At 65.6% G+C, this 17193-nt stretch carries 21 protein-coding genes and 1 tRNA gene; 7 read left to right on the top strand and 15 right to left on the bottom strand.

The window, feature by feature from the left end:
- Nucleotides 1-6 precede the first annotated feature (6 nt).
- The 5 genes from JL101_RS04755 to dapB all read right to left on the bottom strand — a co-directional run bounded on the left by JL101_RS04755 (nucleotide 7) and on the right by dapB (nucleotide 4320).
- Complete coding sequence (locus JL101_RS04755) at nucleotides 7-495, bottom strand: DUF2948 family protein (protein WP_203099490.1); 489 nt, start codon at nucleotides 493-495, stop codon at nucleotides 7-9.
- A gap of 54 nt (nucleotides 496-549) precedes the next feature.
- Nucleotides 550-1839, bottom strand: a complete 1290-nt coding sequence (gene murA, locus JL101_RS04750; protein WP_203099489.1) for a UDP-N-acetylglucosamine 1-carboxyvinyltransferase — start codon at nucleotides 1837-1839, stop codon at nucleotides 550-552.
- A 197-nt stretch (nucleotides 1840-2036) separates the two neighbouring features.
- Complete coding sequence (locus tag JL101_RS04745) at nucleotides 2037-2225, bottom strand: hypothetical protein (RefSeq protein WP_203099488.1); 189 nt, start codon at nucleotides 2223-2225, stop codon at nucleotides 2037-2039.
- Nucleotides 2226-2252: 27 nt separating this feature from the next.
- Nucleotides 2253-3167, bottom strand: a complete 915-nt coding sequence (locus tag JL101_RS04740; protein WP_203099487.1) for a lytic transglycosylase domain-containing protein — start codon at nucleotides 3165-3167, stop codon at nucleotides 2253-2255.
- A 352-nt stretch (nucleotides 3168-3519) separates the two neighbouring features.
- Nucleotides 3520-4320 (bottom strand): 4-hydroxy-tetrahydrodipicolinate reductase, encoded by an 801-nt coding sequence (gene dapB / locus JL101_RS04735; RefSeq protein ID WP_203099486.1) that lies wholly within the window; start codon nucleotides 4318-4320, stop codon nucleotides 3520-3522.
- Nucleotides 4321-4483: 163 nt separating this feature from the next.
- Here dapB and JL101_RS04730 point away from each other — a divergent pair.
- Nucleotides 4484-4558 (top strand) — tRNA-Thr (locus tag JL101_RS04730).
- 315 nt (nucleotides 4559-4873) lie between these two features.
- On the opposite strand, the gene JL101_RS04725 is transcribed toward JL101_RS04730, so the two are convergent.
- The 6 genes from JL101_RS04725 to JL101_RS04700 all read right to left on the bottom strand — a co-directional run bounded on the left by JL101_RS04725 (nucleotide 4874) and on the right by JL101_RS04700 (nucleotide 11031).
- The gene (locus JL101_RS04725) at nucleotides 4874-5629 is read right to left on the bottom strand and encodes a hypothetical protein (protein ID WP_203099485.1); all 756 of its coding nucleotides are present in this window, start codon (nucleotides 5627-5629) and stop codon (nucleotides 4874-4876) included.
- Between the two features lies 1 nt (nucleotide 5630).
- Nucleotides 5631-7187, bottom strand: coding sequence for a Fic family protein (locus tag JL101_RS04720; protein ID WP_203099484.1), 1557 nt, complete (start codon nucleotides 7185-7187; stop codon nucleotides 5631-5633).
- A gap of 156 nt (nucleotides 7188-7343) precedes the next feature.
- Nucleotides 7344-8966: a relaxase/mobilization nuclease domain-containing protein gene (locus tag JL101_RS04715; RefSeq protein WP_203099483.1), complete on the bottom strand. Its 1623-nt coding sequence runs from the start codon at nucleotides 8964-8966 to the stop codon at nucleotides 7344-7346.
- The gene (locus JL101_RS04710; protein WP_203099482.1) at nucleotides 8963-9316 is read right to left on the bottom strand and encodes a plasmid mobilization protein; all 354 of its coding nucleotides are present in this window, start codon (nucleotides 9314-9316) and stop codon (nucleotides 8963-8965) included. Before JL101_RS04710 ends, JL101_RS04715 begins: the two co-directional genes overlap by 4 nt.
- A 576-nt stretch (nucleotides 9317-9892) precedes the next feature.
- On the bottom strand, nucleotides 9893-10258 hold the full coding sequence (locus tag JL101_RS04705) for an ankyrin repeat domain-containing protein (protein WP_203099481.1): 366 nt from the start codon (nucleotides 10256-10258) through the stop codon (nucleotides 9893-9895).
- The gene (locus JL101_RS04700) at nucleotides 10255-11031 is read right to left on the bottom strand and encodes a hypothetical protein (protein WP_203099480.1); all 777 of its coding nucleotides are present in this window, start codon (nucleotides 11029-11031) and stop codon (nucleotides 10255-10257) included. The genes JL101_RS04705 and JL101_RS04700 overlap by 4 nt, the downstream gene beginning before the upstream one ends.
- A 115-nt stretch (nucleotides 11032-11146) precedes the next feature.
- Between JL101_RS04700 and JL101_RS04695 the strand changes: the two genes are divergently transcribed.
- From JL101_RS04695 to JL101_RS04670, 6 genes are all read left to right on the top strand, one after another.
- A complete protein-coding gene (locus JL101_RS04695) occupies nucleotides 11147-12760 on the top strand; it encodes a type IV secretory system conjugative DNA transfer family protein (RefSeq protein ID WP_203099479.1) in 1614 nt (537 codons plus the stop codon).
- 3 nt (nucleotides 12761-12763) lie between these two features.
- Nucleotides 12764-13204 (top strand): J domain-containing protein, encoded by a 441-nt coding sequence (locus JL101_RS04690; RefSeq protein ID WP_203099478.1) that lies wholly within the window; start codon nucleotides 12764-12766, stop codon nucleotides 13202-13204.
- 75 nt (nucleotides 13205-13279) lie between these two features.
- Entirely contained in the window at nucleotides 13280-13450 is a 171-nt protein-coding gene (locus JL101_RS04685; RefSeq protein ID WP_203099477.1) for a hypothetical protein, read from the top strand.
- A gap of 11 nt (nucleotides 13451-13461) precedes the next feature.
- Nucleotides 13462-14142: a vWA domain-containing protein gene (locus JL101_RS04680; protein WP_203099476.1), complete on the top strand. Its 681-nt coding sequence runs from the start codon at nucleotides 13462-13464 to the stop codon at nucleotides 14140-14142.
- On the top strand, nucleotides 14139-14345 hold the full coding sequence (locus tag JL101_RS04675; RefSeq protein ID WP_203099475.1) for a hypothetical protein: 207 nt from the start codon (nucleotides 14139-14141) through the stop codon (nucleotides 14343-14345). The genes JL101_RS04680 and JL101_RS04675 overlap by 4 nt, the downstream gene beginning before the upstream one ends.
- Before the next feature lie 10 nt (nucleotides 14346-14355).
- Nucleotides 14356-14589 carry a hypothetical protein gene (locus JL101_RS04670; protein ID WP_203099474.1) on the top strand — a complete coding sequence of 78 codons (234 nt, stop codon included), beginning with the start codon at nucleotides 14356-14358 and terminating at the stop codon, nucleotides 14587-14589.
- Nucleotides 14590-14683: 94 nt separating this feature from the next.
- Here the strand turns inward: JL101_RS04670 and JL101_RS04665 are convergent, their stop codons facing one another.
- From JL101_RS04665 to JL101_RS04650, 4 genes are all read right to left on the bottom strand, one after another.
- Entirely contained in the window at nucleotides 14684-14905 is a 222-nt protein-coding gene (locus JL101_RS04665) for a hypothetical protein (RefSeq protein WP_203099473.1), read from the bottom strand.
- 389 nt (nucleotides 14906-15294) lie between these two features.
- Nucleotides 15295-16035, bottom strand: a complete 741-nt coding sequence (locus JL101_RS04660) for a DUF7662 domain-containing protein (RefSeq protein WP_203099472.1) — start codon at nucleotides 16033-16035, stop codon at nucleotides 15295-15297.
- 133 nt (nucleotides 16036-16168) lie between these two features.
- A complete protein-coding gene (locus tag JL101_RS04655) occupies nucleotides 16169-16534 on the bottom strand; it encodes a hypothetical protein (RefSeq protein ID WP_203099471.1) in 366 nt (121 codons plus the stop codon).
- 282 nt (nucleotides 16535-16816) lie between these two features.
- Complete coding sequence (locus JL101_RS04650; RefSeq protein ID WP_203099470.1) at nucleotides 16817-17137, bottom strand: low molecular weight protein tyrosine phosphatase family protein; 321 nt, start codon at nucleotides 17135-17137, stop codon at nucleotides 16817-16819.
- Nucleotides 17138-17193: the final 56 nt, after the last annotated feature.

Here is a 17193-nt window from a genome sequence, read left to right as displayed (position 1 = left end):
GACTATTCAATCCACCGGGTGAGCGGGGCGGCGGGTCGTCGGCCAGGGCTCGCCGATGTCTTGAAGGCGGCAGACCCAGCCGGCGGCTTCCAGCTTGATGCAGGCGCCGCCGGAGAAATGCAGGGCCACGCCGCTGTCCATGCCCTCCAGCGCCAGCAGGGCCAGCATCTGGCGGCGTTCGTGCAGGTCGATGCCCTTGGTCTTCACCGCGGTCACGCCGTCGAAGCAAATGCCGCAGTTGGTCCGCTCGAAGGGAACGGCGATGTCGTCGCCGTCGTCGCCGTCATAGCTGGCGTCCACCGGGATGTCGGGCTGGCCGGGCGCAGGATCCTCGACCGCGCTCTCCCACTTGAAGCGGTTGGCGACCATGACGAAGCGGTTCTCTTCCGGGAGGAAGCACATCTCGCCGATCGGCACGATGGCGTCCTGGAGGATTCCGGAAATCACCTGGAGGTCTTCCTGATCCTCCGCGCGAAGCTTCATCGGGGCAGTCATGGGTGTGGTCTCGTTCTGCAGGGGGTACTGAGTCCCCCCGCATATAGGCAGGGATCAGCCCGCCTTCACCCTCTCGATGTCCGCGCCGCAGGCCGACAGCTTCTCCTCCAGCCGTTCGTAGCCGCGATCCAGGTGGTAGACCCGGTTGACCTCGGTCTCGCCGTCGGCCGCCAGACCGGCCAGGACCAGCGAGACGGACGCGCGCAGGTCAGTCGCCATGACCGGCGCGCCGGTCAGCCGCGGCACGCCACGGATCAGCGCGGAGGCGCCGTGCACGGTGATCTTGGCGCCCATGCGCGCCAGCTCCGGCGCGTGCATGAAGCGGTTCTCGAAGATCGTCTCGGTGATCATGGCGGCGCCGTCGGCGACGCACATCAGCGCCATCATCTGGGCCTGGAGGTCGGTCGGAAAGCCGGGGAACGGCTCGGTCATGACGTCGACGCCGGTCATGACGCCGTTGGCCCGCGCCACGCGGAAGCCGCGCTCGGTCTCGGTGAAGGAGATGCCGGCGGCGCCCAGCACCTTGGTCACGGACTGGAGATGCTCCAGCCGGCCGTTGATCAGCTCCAGGTCGCCGCCGGTGATCGCGGCGGCCATGGCGTAGGTGCCGGTCTCGATCCGGTCGGGCACGATGGTGTGGTAGGCGCCGTGCAGCCGGTCCTTGCCCTGGATGCGCAGCGTGTCGGTGCCCAACCCCTCGATCTCGGCGCCCATGGCGATCAGGCAGCGGGCGAGGTCGGTCACCTCCGGCTCGCGGGCGGCGTTGACCAGCACGGTCTCGCCCTTGGCGAGCGAGGCGGCCATCAGCAGGTTCTCGGTCGCCCCGACCGACACCGTGGGGAAGACGATCTGGGCGCCATGCAGGCCGTTGGGGGCGGAGGCCAGGATGTAGCCTCCCTCCAGTTCGATCTGGGCGCCCATCTGGACGAGGCCCTTGATGTGCAGGTCGACCGGACGGGCGCCGATCGCGCAGCCGCCCGGCAGCGACACCTTGGCGACGCCGCAGCGGGCGACCAGCGGCCCCAGCACCAGGACGCTGGCGCGCATCTTGCGGACCAAGTCATAAGGGGCGGTGGTGCTGGTGATCTCCCGCGTGGTCAGCTCGATCACGCGGCCGGCGGCACCGTCCTGGGGAGCGGAGCCGTCCATGCCGAAGACGACGCCGTGCTGGGCCAGCAGGTTGGCCAGCGTGGTGATGTCGGCCAGGTGGGGAAGCTGGGCGAGCGTCAGGGTCTCGTCGGTCAGCAGGCTGGCCGTCATCAGGGGCAGCGCCGCGTTCTTCGCGCCGCCGACCGCCAGGCTGCCGCGCAACGGCCGGCCGCCGCGAATCCGGATCTTGTCCATGGGTATTCAATTCACCTTGGTGGGGGCGGCGACTATCTAGGACGGCTATAGTTAATGGACCGTTGATCACAGCGCCGGCTCATCATGTCACGCTGCCGCGCCGCCTCCCGAATCCGGATATCGGTCGTGGCCGACATCGGCGACGGTCTCCGAAAGGCTGGGCGTGCCCGCGCTTCTACCCGACGCCGGGGCGAAGCTCAAGGGTCGCCGTCCCCTTCCCGCACCGGCGGGGCCGGGTCCGGAGCGGCCGGGACGCCGGACTGGCGCCGCTCGCGCGCCTGCTCCTTGCGTTTGCGCAGGTTCTCCCGGAGGGCGGCGGCCTGCCGCTCCTGCCGAGTTGGGCCGGACGCGCCGGGGCGCGTCGAGGGGGGCTGATCATCGGTCATCTCGGCCGCGATCATAGGCCGGAAGGATCAGGAACGGCCAGCGTCGTCGAGCGGCGCGCAGGCGTCGGAAATGCCGCGCAGGCTGCCGCAGGCATCGACGCCGCCCATGGGGGTGAAGCGCATTACCACCCTGCCCTCGCTCTCCCGGCGCGACGGGCGGGAGGAGAGCCGCGGAGCGTCGTCGTCCTCCTCGTCGATGCCGGCGACGTCGTAGCCGGCGGCCTGGATGATCGGGGGTTGGGCGACCGCCGCGCGGACGGTCTCGACGCGCACCGGCTCCGGAGCGGCGGCGACCTGGACGGCCTCGCGCACCGGCTGCGCCGGCTTGGCCGAGGGAACGGGCTTCGGACGGTCGGCGGCGGCGACCAGGACCGCCGGCACGCCGTCGGTGCCGCGCGGCGCGGTCCGGCCGACCACGGGAGCCAGGGCCGCCATGTACTGGCGCGTCTCGCGCGGCAGCCGCTGGCGCCCGGCCTGGACCGCGGTGTAGCAGGCGGGGCCGCAATTGTAGGCGGCGAGGAAGCCGGGGCTGCCGAACTGGTCGTACATCTCGCGGATATAGGCGGTGCCGGCCATGATGTTGTCGCGCGGATCGGTCGGTGACGGCCCCAGGCCGTGGCGTTCGCTCAGCTCGGCATAGGTCGCCGGCATGACCTGCATCAGGCCGATGGCGCCGGCCGGGCTGGTGATGGGCCGGCCGTTGACGGTGGCGCGCCCGCCGCTCTCGCGGTGCATGACCGCCCTGATCCACTGTTCCGGGACGTCGAACCGCTCGGCCGCCTCGGCGATCAGGTCGCGCCAGGGATCCTTGGGATCGGGCGGCAGGACCGGCGCCGGGGCGAGCGCCGCGACCTGGATAGGCTCCAGCGCCGCCGGCCCGGAAGCCCCGGTCTGGCCGGTGCTCGCGCAACCCGAGACAAGCCCTCCCAAAAGGAGTACCATGGACGCCTTAACCCCGAAATTCGAGCAGACCTGCCGGCGTCCCTGGTTACGCTTGTCAGTCATGGGGTTGCGCCTCTTTGTTAAGGTTTCGTTTGAAGCTTGTCCCCCTGGATTACTGATACAGCAGCAACACTGTCAAGCGACAAACACCCCGAAATTGCCGCAGCTATGCCTTTCTTCAGACAGATTCCGGGCCGTGGGACTGGTCATTCAGTGGTCCGGTCCAAAATGCCGCAGAGAACAAAGATAGAAGATCGTGGGGACGGCGGCTTTTCGACTGTCCGATTCGCAAGGTGATCGGAACCTTTCGCCGCCGCCGGGAGCACTGTTCCCGGGTGCCCGCGTTAATACTTCAGCCGAGCCCGAGGACGTCTCGCATGGAATAGAGGCCGGGCGGCTGGCCATGGGCCCAGAGCGCCGCGCGGACGGCTCCGACCGCGTAGATCTGGCGGTCGTTGGCCCGGTGGCCGAGCTCGATCCGCTCCCCCTCCCCCGCGAAGACGACGCTGTGGTCGCCGACCACGTCGCCGCCGCGCATCACGGCGAAGCCGATGTCGCCGCGGCGCCGCTCGCCGGTGTGACCGTCGCGCAACCGCGCCGAGACCGCGTCCAGGTCGACGCCCCGCCCCGCCGCGGCGGCCCGTCCGAGGCCCAGCGAGGTGCCCGAGGGCGCATCCACCTTGTGGCGGTGGTGCATCTCCAGGATTTCGATGTCGAAGTCCGGCCCCAGCGTCCGGGCGACCTGCTCGACCAGCACCATCAGCAGGTTCACGCCCAGGCTCATGTTGGGTGCGTGGACGATCCTGGTGTGTTGCGCGGCCTTGCGCAGTGCCTCGGTCTGGGCGGGATTGAGACCGGTGGTCCCGACGACGTGAACCGTCTTGGCCTGGGCCGCCAGGGCGGCGTGCCGCTCGGTCGCCTCCGGGCTGGTGAAGTCGATCACGGCGTCGGCGTCGGCGAAGAGCTGGACGGGATCGTCGGTCGCCAGCATGCCGATAGGATCGAGACCCGCCAGCGCCCCGATGTCCTTGCCGATCGCCTCGCTTCCCGGCCGGTCGGTCCCGCCGGCAAGGCTGCATCCGTCCGTCGTCAGGATGCGGCGCACCAGCATCTGGCCCATGCGCCCGGAACAGCCAACCACACCGATCTTCATCACCCTGCACTCCCTGCTGGATTTCCCTGTGTGGGCGGAGCTTTAGCACGATCCGGCGTTGCGGGCAGCCCGGGAAGGAGGCTGATTTTAAATCATGGAAAGCGAAGCTTTGGCCTTGCGGAGGCCGGATCGCTATGGCATATACCGCGCCACCGCAGACGGCGCTGCTGTAGCTCAGTGGTAGAGCACTCCCTTGGTAAGGGAGAGGTCGACAGTTCAATCCTGTCCAGCAGCACCATCCCGGATCGCATCATGTCGGATCCGGTCGAGGCTCGCGGCGCCTCCTCTCCACTATCCCAATATCAGTTCTTTTTCCGCCCTCTTCGAGCGCGGTGTTCACTCATGCGCCCCTTCGTCGCGCGGCTCTCCGTGATGCGGCTCGGGTGATTCTTCAGCGTGGCGAACAGCAGAACGCGAAAAGCCCGGATCTTGCGATCCGGGCTTTTCGCTGGGACTTGGTTGCGGGGGCTCGCAACCACCTTAACCTGCTGTTCGATGCCCGCAGGCTGAATAGCGGCTAAAGGTTCGTTTCAGAGCGCTTGTGCGACCTGGTTCAGTCCACCCGACCGGTCTCAATGACGCGGCGTAGCTGATAGCGCTCGTCTGACGTCACCAATACCGAAGTGGTAATAAATTGCGGGTGTTGTTCGCCGCTCCGCCGCCCCTTAGGGAAGATCGGCAACAAAACTGCGATTGCCGGATTTAGCCGACGCGGTTCCCAACCTAGATGATCTTTTAGCGCGTAGATCGAGGTTAAACGCTCATCCTCGACCCACAACCCGGCGACGTGAATAGCATCCGCCCGCGTATCGTTTCCGGTTGCCGCCATATCGAACCCAAGAAAAGCGTCTGTCGTAAGACGCACGCTGCGTATCGGGTGACCTATGGCTGACGACTTTGTAGCATAGCCAAGGTGGGCTAGCTCAGATACTGATTCTTCCAAGTCGCGTCGATCAATTCCCGTGAACGCGTCCACGATGCCTTGAAACATCACTGGCTCGCTTCGTCCGGTCGTGTTCGAGGACAGCAGCCAAGTCAGCACTTCGAGAGCGAGGCTACTCAGAACAATACTTGGCTCTAGCTTCGCTTCAAGACGCTGGAGGCGATCTTCATGGTTGTTAACCAGCGCGGAAATTTCATTCCAGAACCGTTCGAGATCCTGCTCGAATTGACTGGGATGGGTATATCCATACAGATGAGCCAAAGCCGCAGTGACTGGAGTAGCCTGCGCAAGAGCCTCAATAGAGCGGCGAAGTGCGGCTCGCTTTTCGTTGCGGGTTGGTGGCTCCAACTTCTTTTCACTCGTCAAATTAGCCCCCATTCTGAAATTCTTCAAATCCGTCGAATTCGTCCCGAACGACGGCCTCTATGGTCACAACCTCCACATCTGTGAGCGCCTCGAATTCGCCCTGTCGCCGCTTCTTTGAAAGCACCCCGCCGTTCTGCCGAATGAACATGATGAGGTTCTCGGCGAGGCGGTCGGGCATTTCGACCGTGTCCATGATCCGGCGCAACGCCTCGTCATGGCGGCGCAGATAGTCGATCTCGCGCGGCAGGTCGTGTTCGACCGTCCGCTGGACGCACCCGTAGAGGAATTCGGCAGCCGCCGTGTAGTCGAAGTACCGGTAGAGATCGGCTGTATCGTTGAGTACCTCGACGTTCCTGTCCGGCGTTGGCCGCCACTCGATGAAGGGCATCAAAGGTCCGGTGTCGGCCTGAAGGGTCGTCCGGTAGCTGTCGATCCGATCCAGCATGACCGAGGAAACCGGGAAAACCATGCCTGGCGGGGTAAACTTCCGTTCGGCAAGGACATGGTGGATCAGGCAACGGTGAAGCCGCCCGTTGCCATCCTGTAACGGGTGGACATAGACGAACCCGAAGGCCGTGATTGTAGCCTGCAAGACGGGGGCGATTCCCGCCTCACTCATCCTGTCGTTCGCCTCGATCAGCCCCTCCATGAGGTCGGCGAGGTCGTCAGGCCGTGCACCGATAAATTCCGGCAGCGGATCGTGGTTATGGTCACGCTCGCCGAGGAACACGCCTTCTCTCCGAAGCCCCGGCTGTATGAATCTCGTATCCTCGATCAGCACTTGGTGGAGCCGGACGATTTCGTCGACATCGAGCTTGTTGCGCCCCGCCTGCATGACGGCGCGGCCCCATCGCTCCAGCCGGTTGCGTGGCGGACGTTCGCCTTCGATCTCGAAGCTCGCGCGGCTGTCGGCCAGCAGCATGAAGCTCGCGGCTCTGACGACGAGGTGGGAGCCGGTGCGACCGACGGTGTCGCGCGCCTTCTCGTCGAGCGCCTTGCCGACGAACTCCTCCAGCGCTTTGGTGCGGCGTATGACCGGACAGAAGCGCGCCGTGCCCAGCAGGTTGTCGCGGACGCGGTGGCGTCGCGACAGGCGCGGCTTGGCCGTGAAGTACGCTGCTGGATCGAGAAGATCGATGGCCGCGACGTTCTGGGCGTCGGGCAGGTTGAGAGTTTTCCCGGTCAGCTTCTCGTAGAAAAACCAGATGCGCCGTGCCGGAACGCCCGTCGGCGCTGCGCGCACGAGCTCTTCGACGGAGTCCATGGGAACGGCGTCGAAAACGCGTTTGAGGATCAGAAGATCGAGGACTTCATGCCGAAAGGCGAATGTCAGGTGATCGGCGAAGGTATCGCCGGGCCAGTATCGCTTGTCGAATACCTGCCAGATGCCTTCTTCGCGCTGGCTTCCTTTGATATGCTTTTCCGAGCAGCAGCTGGGCCGCCGAACGGGAGCTTTGATCGATAGCGCCTGAACCAGCGCAGCCCAACCGGCGAGGCGCGTCCCTTCGGGAACGGCGCTCTCTTGAAAATGGGGCGCATGGGCCAGCTCCAGCTGCATAGGTCGAAAAGTCCTCTTGGTCGTCGAAAAACCCCCCTTCTATGAAGTTGGGGTCGAAAATCACAATATCAGCTTCTTGGGTCGAAATCCATTAATTTTCGTCGCGGTGTGCCGCAAAACCGTCTCTCAGGTCGAAAATCGCCTCAAACCCGCGGTCTACTCATCCCTTCTGTAACCATAGCCCTTGCGATGGCGGTGTCCGTGACGGGGCGGCCGGCCATCGTCATCTCCATCGTCGGCGTCGTTCCGCAGGTCCGGTGCATAGCCATCCTCGCTCTCGTCAGTGTCCACGGCTCCATGCGCGAACCCGGCGGCATCATTGAAGCGCTCCCGCAGATCGCCCTCAGCGAAATCCTGCTTCTTCCAGAACCCCTGATCGCGCGCTGCGTCGTAGAAGTCCTGCATTGCCATGTTCTCGGCGCTGCGCGTCTGCTCGGCCTTGTGCTCCATCTCAAGGACTGCGATCGCGTGCAGCCGCTCCGCCTTGCGCATCGCCTTTTCGAGTGAGGATCGCTCGCGCGTGTCGAGGCGCGCATGCAAACGCCGCAGTCTCTCGACCTCCAGCTTCTCGCGGGCATGGCGGCGCGCGAGCGCATCGTCTTCAAGCCGGTGCCGCTCTTTGGGATCGAGGTGCGTCATCCTCTGGATATGCGAGAGAACCGAGCGCAGGCCGGGCGTGCGCGCGATCAGGTCGGCGACGGCGCTGCGCACGCGGAACAGGATGCCCCTGCTCTCGCTCTTCTGCGCCGCATGCAGCGCGAGCCGTTCGGCCTGGTGCCGCGTCAGCAATTCCTGCGCGGCCATTTGCAACTCAAGGCGGCGGGCGGCCTGGTTTCCGGCGAGCTTCGCCTCGGCCTGCCGCCGCAGTTCCTCCAGCCGCTGCCGCGCGCTTTGCCGCTCCTGCTCGCGCTCCTGTTCCTGCCGCTGCTCGCGTTGCCGCTCATCAAGAGCCTGCGCGCGCTGGCGCACCTGCTCCTTCGCCTCTTCGACCGTCGGCAACTGCTCCGGGCGAAGGGCCGCGAGCCTGTCCTTTATCGCGCTCGCCTTGTGGCCTTTGATGTACCGTGTGAGGCTGTGCACGTCGCCGGATTTATCCACCACCACAAGACCGCGCTTATCGCCTTTGGCGAGCACATACCCTTTCTGCTCAAGCGCGGCCCGGAACGCCTCCGCCGTGTCCGAGGCCTCGTAAGCGGCGGTGATTTCGGCGCGCCGCTCCTCTGGGTTAATGCCGGTCGCCTCCGCCTGCGCCTTCTCGGCGAGCGTCGCTTCGAGCTTCTCCTTCTCAAACTTCTGCTTGTCCTCCCAGGCCTTGAGGCCGGGCGGAATCTTGAGGCCGAATTTGTGCGAGAGCGCGACCGCCATATCCATGAGCTTGCGCCGGTCGTGCGCCATGTGCACGGCGCGCATCTTTTCGATGTTGGTGCGCGACCAGACGACATGGCAGTGCTCGCGCGAAATACCGCGCTCGTCCGGCTTCACATGGAAGACGACGGCGCGCGGCTGCCCGGCAAGACTGAGCCGCTCCTCGATCATGCCGATGGCCTCGAAATACTGCTCGCGCGTGAGCGGTGACGGCGGACTGATCGAGAGGCTGTAGAGATACTCGCGGGCGCGGGTGCCAAGCGACACCGCCTCGAACTCGGAGAACGCGCCGAGCAGATCATTCGCGACCGCGCCGTACACTTCCGCCACCTCGATGGACTCGTTGTCGAACGCGTTCATCAGGTGGATCGCGAGATCGGCGCCGTTGCCGCGCTGGTTGCCTTTCAGGATCACGGCTCTCTCCCGAGCGCCTGAAAGAGCGCGGCGCGCATCTCGGCAAGATCGCGGTGGGCAGCCTCGATCCGGGCATCGGTTGTTCCCGGATTGCCCGCGTCTGCGCACGCGCGCAGGGCGGAGGCGAGCTGCCCCATTTTGCCGATAAGATGGGCGGCGATTTCTTCATTGATGGTGGGCTGGCGGCTCGCGCGCAGCGGCGGCTGCCCCAGCACGGCATAGCGGATGAGAGAGGCAACAGACACAGCGGCCCGGTTGGCCTGCTCTGCGATCAGAGCGGCTTCCTCGTCGGTGAAGCGCGCCTTCAGCGTGATCTGGCGCTGCCTCGTTTCGCTGCCGCTGCCTGCCATCTCCTCTCTCCGGTTGCCGCGGGCGAAGGACGCTCCCTGCCCGTGGTCCAGCGCCGGAACGCTGGTCGTCCTCCAGGGTGCGAAAACCCTGGTCGATGGGTTCCACAGGGAGAGCCGAAGTCTCCCTTGGTCGAAGCCGGTGCCGAAACACCGGTCGTGGGTCCGGGGGCGCGAAAGCCCACGGTCGATGGGTCCAGGGAGAGCGAAGTCTCCCGGTCCGGTTTCCAAAGGGCACGAAGGCTCTTTGGTCGTGATGCACCGGCGATACGGTGCGCTCGGCTGGGAAGGGTTCGATGCCCGGAACAGCCGATGCCGGGGGGATGCAACGGGGGGCGGCTTAGCGCCCCCTTGCCAAGATGGCGCGGGGACCCCGCGCACATCTTGTATCCGGCTCTAACGACCTATTCTCTCTATTGTCCGCCATCAATATTAAGGAAGCTTTAACCATCCTTAACGGGGCAGACATAAGGCAGGAAGCGCTGAAGATACCAGCACTTAGGCCCGTTGGTCAAACATTGGTCACGGGCTATACATGGACGCCGTACGAGCCTGATGGGCTCGTGCGGGCGACATCTCTCAGGACGGGTTCTGTTGCATGAACAGGGCTTCCCGTTCGCCGATATAATCGGAAACGGCATCATCGACCTGGCACTCGATGGCGACGACACTGGGCCAGCGGCCAAAACGGTCGGGGAAGAACGCAGCCCCGCACTCCTCGATCAGGTACTGGCAGAGCGCGAGATCGTTCGTACCGGCGGCAAGGTGGAGTGCGGCAAGGCCCGTATCACGGTCGAGGAAATTGACATCCGCCCCCTGCTCGATAGCGGCCCGAACGCGCGCCATGTCGCCCTTATAGGCGGCAGCGATGAGCTGCGCCGACGGCGGCAGGTAGCCGCCGCCTTCGCCGGGCCGGGTGTGATCGGTCGGGCGCTTGTCGGTCATGTCGCGAGCCGCTCCGCCGCTGCCGGATAGAACTGAATGTCGGCGCTGCGCCGGAAGCGCTGCGCTTTGCGATCATCGGGTACGACGACCTCGAAGCTGTTGCCTTTCAGGGAATACGTATCCGGTCCCCGCTCGGGGGCCGGGACCGCTTCCAGACTGTAGACCTTGGGCTGGCGCGTAAGGCTGTTGCGCAGCACGGCATAGAAGAGCGGCGCGATGAACAGGAGCACGCCGTCGAAAGCAAATCGGCGGTCGCGCCCTTCCTGCCGGTCGATCACGAGTTCGCGCATTTCCAGAAAGGCTTTTCCGGGCACGGCGGCGAGACTCGCATGCGAGGCGAGCGGCGCGAAGTCGCGTGCTACGCCGACGCGCGGCCGCATCGCGCCATGGCGCGAGCGGCCCTCGAACGCGCCGACGAAGCGCTCGATGGCGAAAGCCGGAGCGGCGGCGGCGTCGCCATCGTCCAGCCGCTCGAAAAATCCGCATAGCGCCGCGCCCAGCGGCGGGATATCGCGGCCCTCGCCGTAATACGGCAGGTGCTTCACGAAGCCCTGGCAGAGCGCGACGTAATGATCCTGCGTCTGGTGCCTGGCTTTGAGGAAGCGTTGCAGCGTCGAGAGGGTCATTTCCATCTCGCGCGGGTGCGACTTGATGATGAGCGGCAAGAGCGCGGGCACCCCGATCCGGCGCTCCTTCATATAGCGGAGCAGCGCGCGGCGGATGCGCTCGCGCTCCGCAGCGTCGAAGCCGGTCATTGCCTGCGGCTCGTTCATCGGCCTCCCGCGCTCCGTGCCCAATCCGTGCTCAAGCATGACTCCCCTTGTCTGACGCATCAATGGCATCAGGCGCGGCAACCCGCGCCCGCACATTACCAAGGGAGCGGCGATCATGGGATGGCTCATCGGAGGAGGGTTTGGAGCGTGCCTCCTCTTCGGCCTGCTCGCCTGGCGCTTCGAGGGCCGCAATTCCGGTACATACGGGACGGCAAGCTGGGCGCGGGTCTGGACGCTATTCGAAAAGGGACTGTTCCACGGGCGCGGCCTGCGGGTCGGGGACTGGGCGGGACAGCTCAGTGTCTTTTATGACGGCATTCACGCCATCACCTTCGGTCACTCGGGCTCAGGCAAGGGCGCATCCGCGATCCTGCCCAACCTTCTATCCTATCCGTGGTTCTTCCTGATCGATCCGGGCGGCGAGAACACCGCCATCGCCGCGAAGCACTGGCGGGAGCGCGGCTTTCAATTCGGCTGCATCAACCTCTTCGGCATGTTTCCGGAAGAGCCGTGGGCGCTGCCTGCGCACGGCTTCAACCCGCTCGATTTCCTCGATCCCCAAAGCCGGGCCTTTGCGGCGGACGCGCTGGTCTTCGCCGAGATGCTGACGCCGCGCACCGGCAATGAGAGTGGCTCCAACGCCTACTTCAAGGATGCGGCCCAGACGGCAAAGCGGGCGATGATCGTTCACATCAAAACGACGGAGCCGGAGGAACGGCAGAACCTCGCAACGCTGTACCGGTACGTGAGCAGCGGCGCGAAGGGCTGGGACGCCCTCCTGTCGGCCATGAAGGCCAATCCGGCCTGCGATGGCCTCGTCAGCCTCGAAGCGGGCGAATTGGAGCGGATCAGGGAACAGGCCTCGGAAGAATTCTCGGCGATCAAATCGACGATGCGCCAGGATTTGAGCTTTCTTGCCGATCCGCTGGTCCGCGAGAAGCTCAGCCGTTCGGACGTGGATTTTTCCATTCTCAAGGGCCTCAAGCCCGATCAGCGGGGCGGCATCATCAGCGTCGTCCTGCCGCTGGAATACATGGACAGCCACGCGGCCATCCTGCGCCTCGCGCTCGCCTGCGCCATCCTGGAGATGCAGCGCAAGCCGCTTGCGAAGAGCAAGGTCATCTTCCTGATCGATGAAGCGGCGGCACTGGGAAGAATCCTGCGTTTCCCGAGCTGGCTCGCGACGATGCGCAAATACCGCGTCGTGATCTGGAGCATCTGGCAGAACATGGGTCAGCTCGTCGATCTTTACGGCAAGGGCTGGCAGACGCTCATCGGCAATTGCGGCCTGCTCCAGATCCTCGGCGTCGGCGATCTCGAAACCGCCGAGCACACCGAGAAGCTCCTCGGCAAGTGTACGATCAGGACCGTCAGCACGAACGGGCGCGGTGAGCGCTCCCATTCCGAAACCGGCCGGTCTCTGCTGATGGACGACGAGCTGCGCCGCCTCGAAGAGGATCAGCAGGTCGTGTTCATCGGCAATCTGCCGCCAATCGCGCTGCGCAAGACGCCGTACTGGCACCGCCCGGAATTCGCGGGGCGCTTCTACCGCAATCCCTACTTCGATCACGACGCGCCGGGGGTGAGCGCCGGCGATCATCTGAACGCGCTCGGCGGCAGGCTTTATCTCGCGCTCGTGTGGTGGATGGCGCCGCACCCCATCGCCGCGTGCATCATCATGCTGCCGATCGCGCTCTATGTGCTTTCGGCGATCCTGGGCGGGAGGTGAGCGATGCTTCTCGTTCTCCTGTTAGGGTGGGTCGTCTTCGCCTATGTCTTCGCGGCGCTGCTGCATCTTCTCGCATTCCTGCTGATGTGCCTTTGCGAGGCGCTGGCGCTCCTCTTCAGGGCGGTCCTCTGGCCGCTTTGTAAGGGCCTGTTCCGCCTCCTTCGTTCGGCCTTCCTCATCCTTTTCTATTTTGCCGACGAGCTCCGGCGCGGGCCGGAACGCGAGGATCGAACCGACGAGCCAGCGGAGCCCGAGTTTCTCGATCTCTATGCGCAGGCGGCGGCGCGGCTCGGCCTGCCGCCCGTCTTCGAGGCGGCAGAGCTGGAGCGTGCCTACAGGCAGGCGATCAGAAAAGCGCACCCGGATGCCGGTGGGTCAGTCGGCGACGCGCAGGAAATCAATGCGGCGCGCGATCTGATCGTGAGGGCGCGCGGCTGGAAGTGACCAGCCCGTGCTCAATCAATCGCGCGGCGAAAATCAGAAGCTGCGAGCAGGCCAATCCACGAACGGAGGTCTGCAATGGCAAGGCGCAGCACGACGCGAAACTACTGGCGGGAGTCGGACCCCGACTTCAACCCGCAATTCAGGCGGCGCTGGTTCGAGCCGGTGGAAACGACAAAGCCGGTGACGATCCGCAAGCCCAAAGAGGCGCAGCTCCCCCGCAAGGGACCACGGAGCGAAGCCCGCTAGGAGGACCACTGATGCTTCCCACCCTCACGAAATCCAGCGGAAAGGGCGCGCTCCGGCGCGCCCTCGAACGCTTTGCCGAACGCGAAGCGCAGCGGCGGCGCGTAACCCGTATCGGCTTCCTGATCGACGCGACGGCAAGCCGGGCATCGAGCTGGGAACAGGCGCAGATGTTCCGTTCGGTCCAAAAGCTGGGCCGCCTTGCGGTCCGGCTCGTGCGCTTCGGCGGCGGACGGCTGACCGATGACGGATGGTTCGACGATCCCCAAAAGGCCGCCGCCGCTATGGCGCGCGTGCGCTGCCAGAGCGGTGTCACACAAATCCTGCCTGGCCTCGCCGCGTTCCTCGATGCGCCGCCAGAGATGCGGCCATCGGCCATCATCCTGATCGGTGACAGCTTCGAGGAAGACGCGCGCGAGGCGGAACGCGTCGGCGCTGCCCTGCGGAACGCAGGCATCCGCGTCTTCAGCTTCCTCGAAGGGGATGACGGCACGGCACGAGCCGTGTTCGGCGGACTTGCGCGCCTAACCGGCGGCAGGTTCGCGGCGCTCGGCGCGGAGCTGCCGCTGCACGCCCTGTGCGAGGCCGTTGCCCTGCTCACGGCGGGCGGCGCGAAAGCGCTGGCGCGCTTGCCGGACGGTCCCGCGAAACGGCTCCTGCTCGCAGGGCCGTCCACGAAGGAGAAAGCCCGATGACGAAGATAACCCTGCGCATCGATGACTGCGTCTACGAGTTCGCAGCGTGGGCGGCAGAGCAGCGGGGCTATGGCAGTCCCGAGCATTACCTGTCCGTGATGCTGACCGGCGCCGTGCTCGACGACAAGCACACGCCGGAAGAGGACGGCGAGAAGCCTCGCGCCTCACCAACCACCGATCTCGATGACGGCCTTCCGTTCTGAGGTGATGACCATGGACGCCATGAACGAAACAACCCCTGTGGAAAGTCTTGACGCGCTGCCGGATGAGAGCCTGCGCGATCTGATCGACCGGGCGAAAAGCCTGCTTGCGGCGCGGCAAAGCGAGCGCCGCAAGCAGGCCCTCGCGCAAATCCAGCAGCTCGCCAAAGCGCACGGCCTTGCGGTAGCGGTCAGGCAGCCCGCGCGCAAGCGCGGGCGTCCGCCCAAGGCAGACCCGCAGACTTGAGCCCAGAGCGCACCCGTGACATGTGCGCGGACGCCCCGCAAAAGCGATGGGCACGGCGCGCGCCGTGCCCATCGCTACTAAATGAAGAGAGCGCTTACGCGCTCTCCCCCTCTTCTTTCGGCTCGCTCGTCCGCAGGACGATGCGGCCCCCCGCGACCGGGACCAGATCGAGCGCGAGCGTGAAGCCCTTGCCGTCCTTGTGGTCCCAAGCGGCCCCGATGCGGGTCCAGGAGGCGTTCTCGCGATCCGGGACGTGGTAGGCGATGAGAGCCGGGGCTTTCTTTTCGTCGGTCGTTTTCTGCGTGTCGTGTGTCATTGGTCTTCTCCTTCGGTTTCGGTTCAAGATGACCGGTACACGGCAGCAGGGCGGCAAAGCCGCAAAGCACCGAAGGGAAACGGGCAACACGGGAGCGCATGCGAACGGAGCGGGCAGCCCGTTGCTTTTGCGGCGCGCCCTGCGCAAGAACCGATAGTCACTGCAACCGAAACCCCCAAGGGAGAAGACCGGCACGGCACGCCCGGAACGCCGCAATGTAGCTACCGCTATCCGGCCCCGCCCCGGCGCTGAACCCTCCTCGCAAGCCGCGAGCCCAGCACGTGGGGTAGGAGCAGCAAGGCCTTTGCCTCCCGCGATCTCACCTTCGGTCGTGCCGCCGCATCATCCAGGACGACTCCGAAAGACAGGGGGCGAGCGCTATCAGCCTCTCACCGGTTCAGGCTGTCGACGGCGGCACCGCCTTGCGCGACGAGGGCCGCATGTTCGAGAAGCCGCCGCGTCGCCTTGTCAGCCAGATCGGCTTGGACGCGCGCCTCGCCGATCACCAGAAGGACACCGCCGGTGACGACATCGAGCTCCACGCGCCCGCCACCGCCGAGATGCGCGAGCAGGAGTTCATTCAGCCGGATATTCGTTGCCTGGGTCGGTCCGGGCTTGCGGTAGTGCGCGAACCGGCGGCGCAGATCGGCGGTCTCGCCGATATAGCAGCGGAGGGAGTCTTCGCCGACGAGGCGAAACCGGTAAAGGCCGGGAGCGCTCGGCACTGACGGGAAGCGCAGCGAAGCCGTACCGTCGAGATCGACCAGCCCGAGCTTGAGCCACTGCATGGTGAGGGCGAGTTGCACGGGATCGCCTTCCGGCACGGCCTCCGCCGCAGGCGGATGGCTGCGAGCCGTCCCTCGGGGCGGCTCGGGGCGCGGGCGCGGTGCAGCCTCCTGCGCCGTGCCCGCGCGCCGGAAGGTCACCTGCTCGGCGGCAAGATCGAGGTCGCCCGTCTCCCATCCGGCGGAGAGCCACGAATGCGAGTGGCGGCTGGGGTTCGGATCGTTCGCCCACCATGCCGGGAACTGCCGGGCGCTCGCTGGCAAGCTAAATCCGAGAACCTCCTCGATCTCACCAAAGCTCATGCGCCGGGACGATGGCCCGAAGCCTGCGAGATAGGCCGACAATGTTTCGTACTTGCTCAGTCTTCACCCCTTTTGTCCTGCCCTTCGATGTTAATCCGATTCGCTGCTCGCGGCTTTGCATATACAAATCTGCCGGGCACGCGCTCGCACCCGGCAGATCGCTGACGACTGGCCCTCACCACCACGATGTGTAGTAGACGGTCAGGCCTGCCGAGAGCGCCTCGCGCGCGCGGTTGATGAACGCGAGGTCGTCTGCCTCTTCAGAGCCATCGGACGCGCCGAAGAAAAAGCCGGATGTGTGCGGCAGTCGCTTCGCCTTCACGTCGGCCTCCAGCCGGTCGAGATCGTCGCGGCCGAGCCGGACATTCACGCAGTTGAAGATGTCTTCGGCTCCGCCTTTCTCGCGGTAGAGCGCTTCCATCCAGCCATGCAGGTTCGGGTGCTTGCGCCAGTAAGACAGCTCATTGGCTGCGCCGACTTTGAAGTCAGTTTCAGCCTCCGGGTTCTCCGCCGTCGTCATGGCATACATGTCCAGTCCCATTGTCGTTCTCCTTTTTGTTGTTGGGCTGGCCCCATGCCAGCCGTGCCCTGCCGTGCGGCGGGGCGCCGGGCCGGACGCAACGCATTCTTGGGGGGACCGCCGGAACGGCGGGGGAGCCGGGAAAGCAAGTTGCGGCCACGAGGACCGCGCTCTGCCAGGCTGGGCGCAAAGGCTGGCTATGGTGGGGCTCGGCCCGTCACAAAGGAGAAGCGGGACGGGTTCAGGCCACCATGGCGGCGGCGTCACCAGAAAAGGAGGGAGATGACCAGGCGCGGCGCGCGCTCAATCGAGAAAGCGCGGCACCCGCTCCTTAAGCAGCGCGACCAGCTCGGGCTGCATGAACTCGTAGTCGTCCGGTATCCCGAGGACGACGACCGGCTTGTCGCCGAGCGCCTGCCGGAAGCGCTTCCTTATCTTCTCGCGGTGGCGCTGCTCCATCACGAAGAGACTGTCGGCCCATGCGACCAGCTCGTCCGTCAGCGGGCGCGGGCACGCGCCATCGAGGCCTGCCGAGCGCACCTCGAGTCCGGGATGCCCGGCAAACACGGCCTCCGCCGTCGGGCTCCGCAGCCGGTTGGCGGTGCAGACGAACAGCAGCTTCATGCGTCGCCTCCCTTCGCGCCCGCAGGGCGCACGAAATTCTAGCAAGCCGCGCCGCG

The organism is Skermanella rosea (genome assembly GCF_016806835.2).
GTDB classification, from domain to species: domain Bacteria; phylum Pseudomonadota; class Alphaproteobacteria; order Azospirillales; family Azospirillaceae; genus Skermanella; species Skermanella rosea.
The sequence above is the reverse complement of the archived record's forward strand: the minus strand, read 5'-3'. Positions and strand labels throughout refer to the sequence as shown.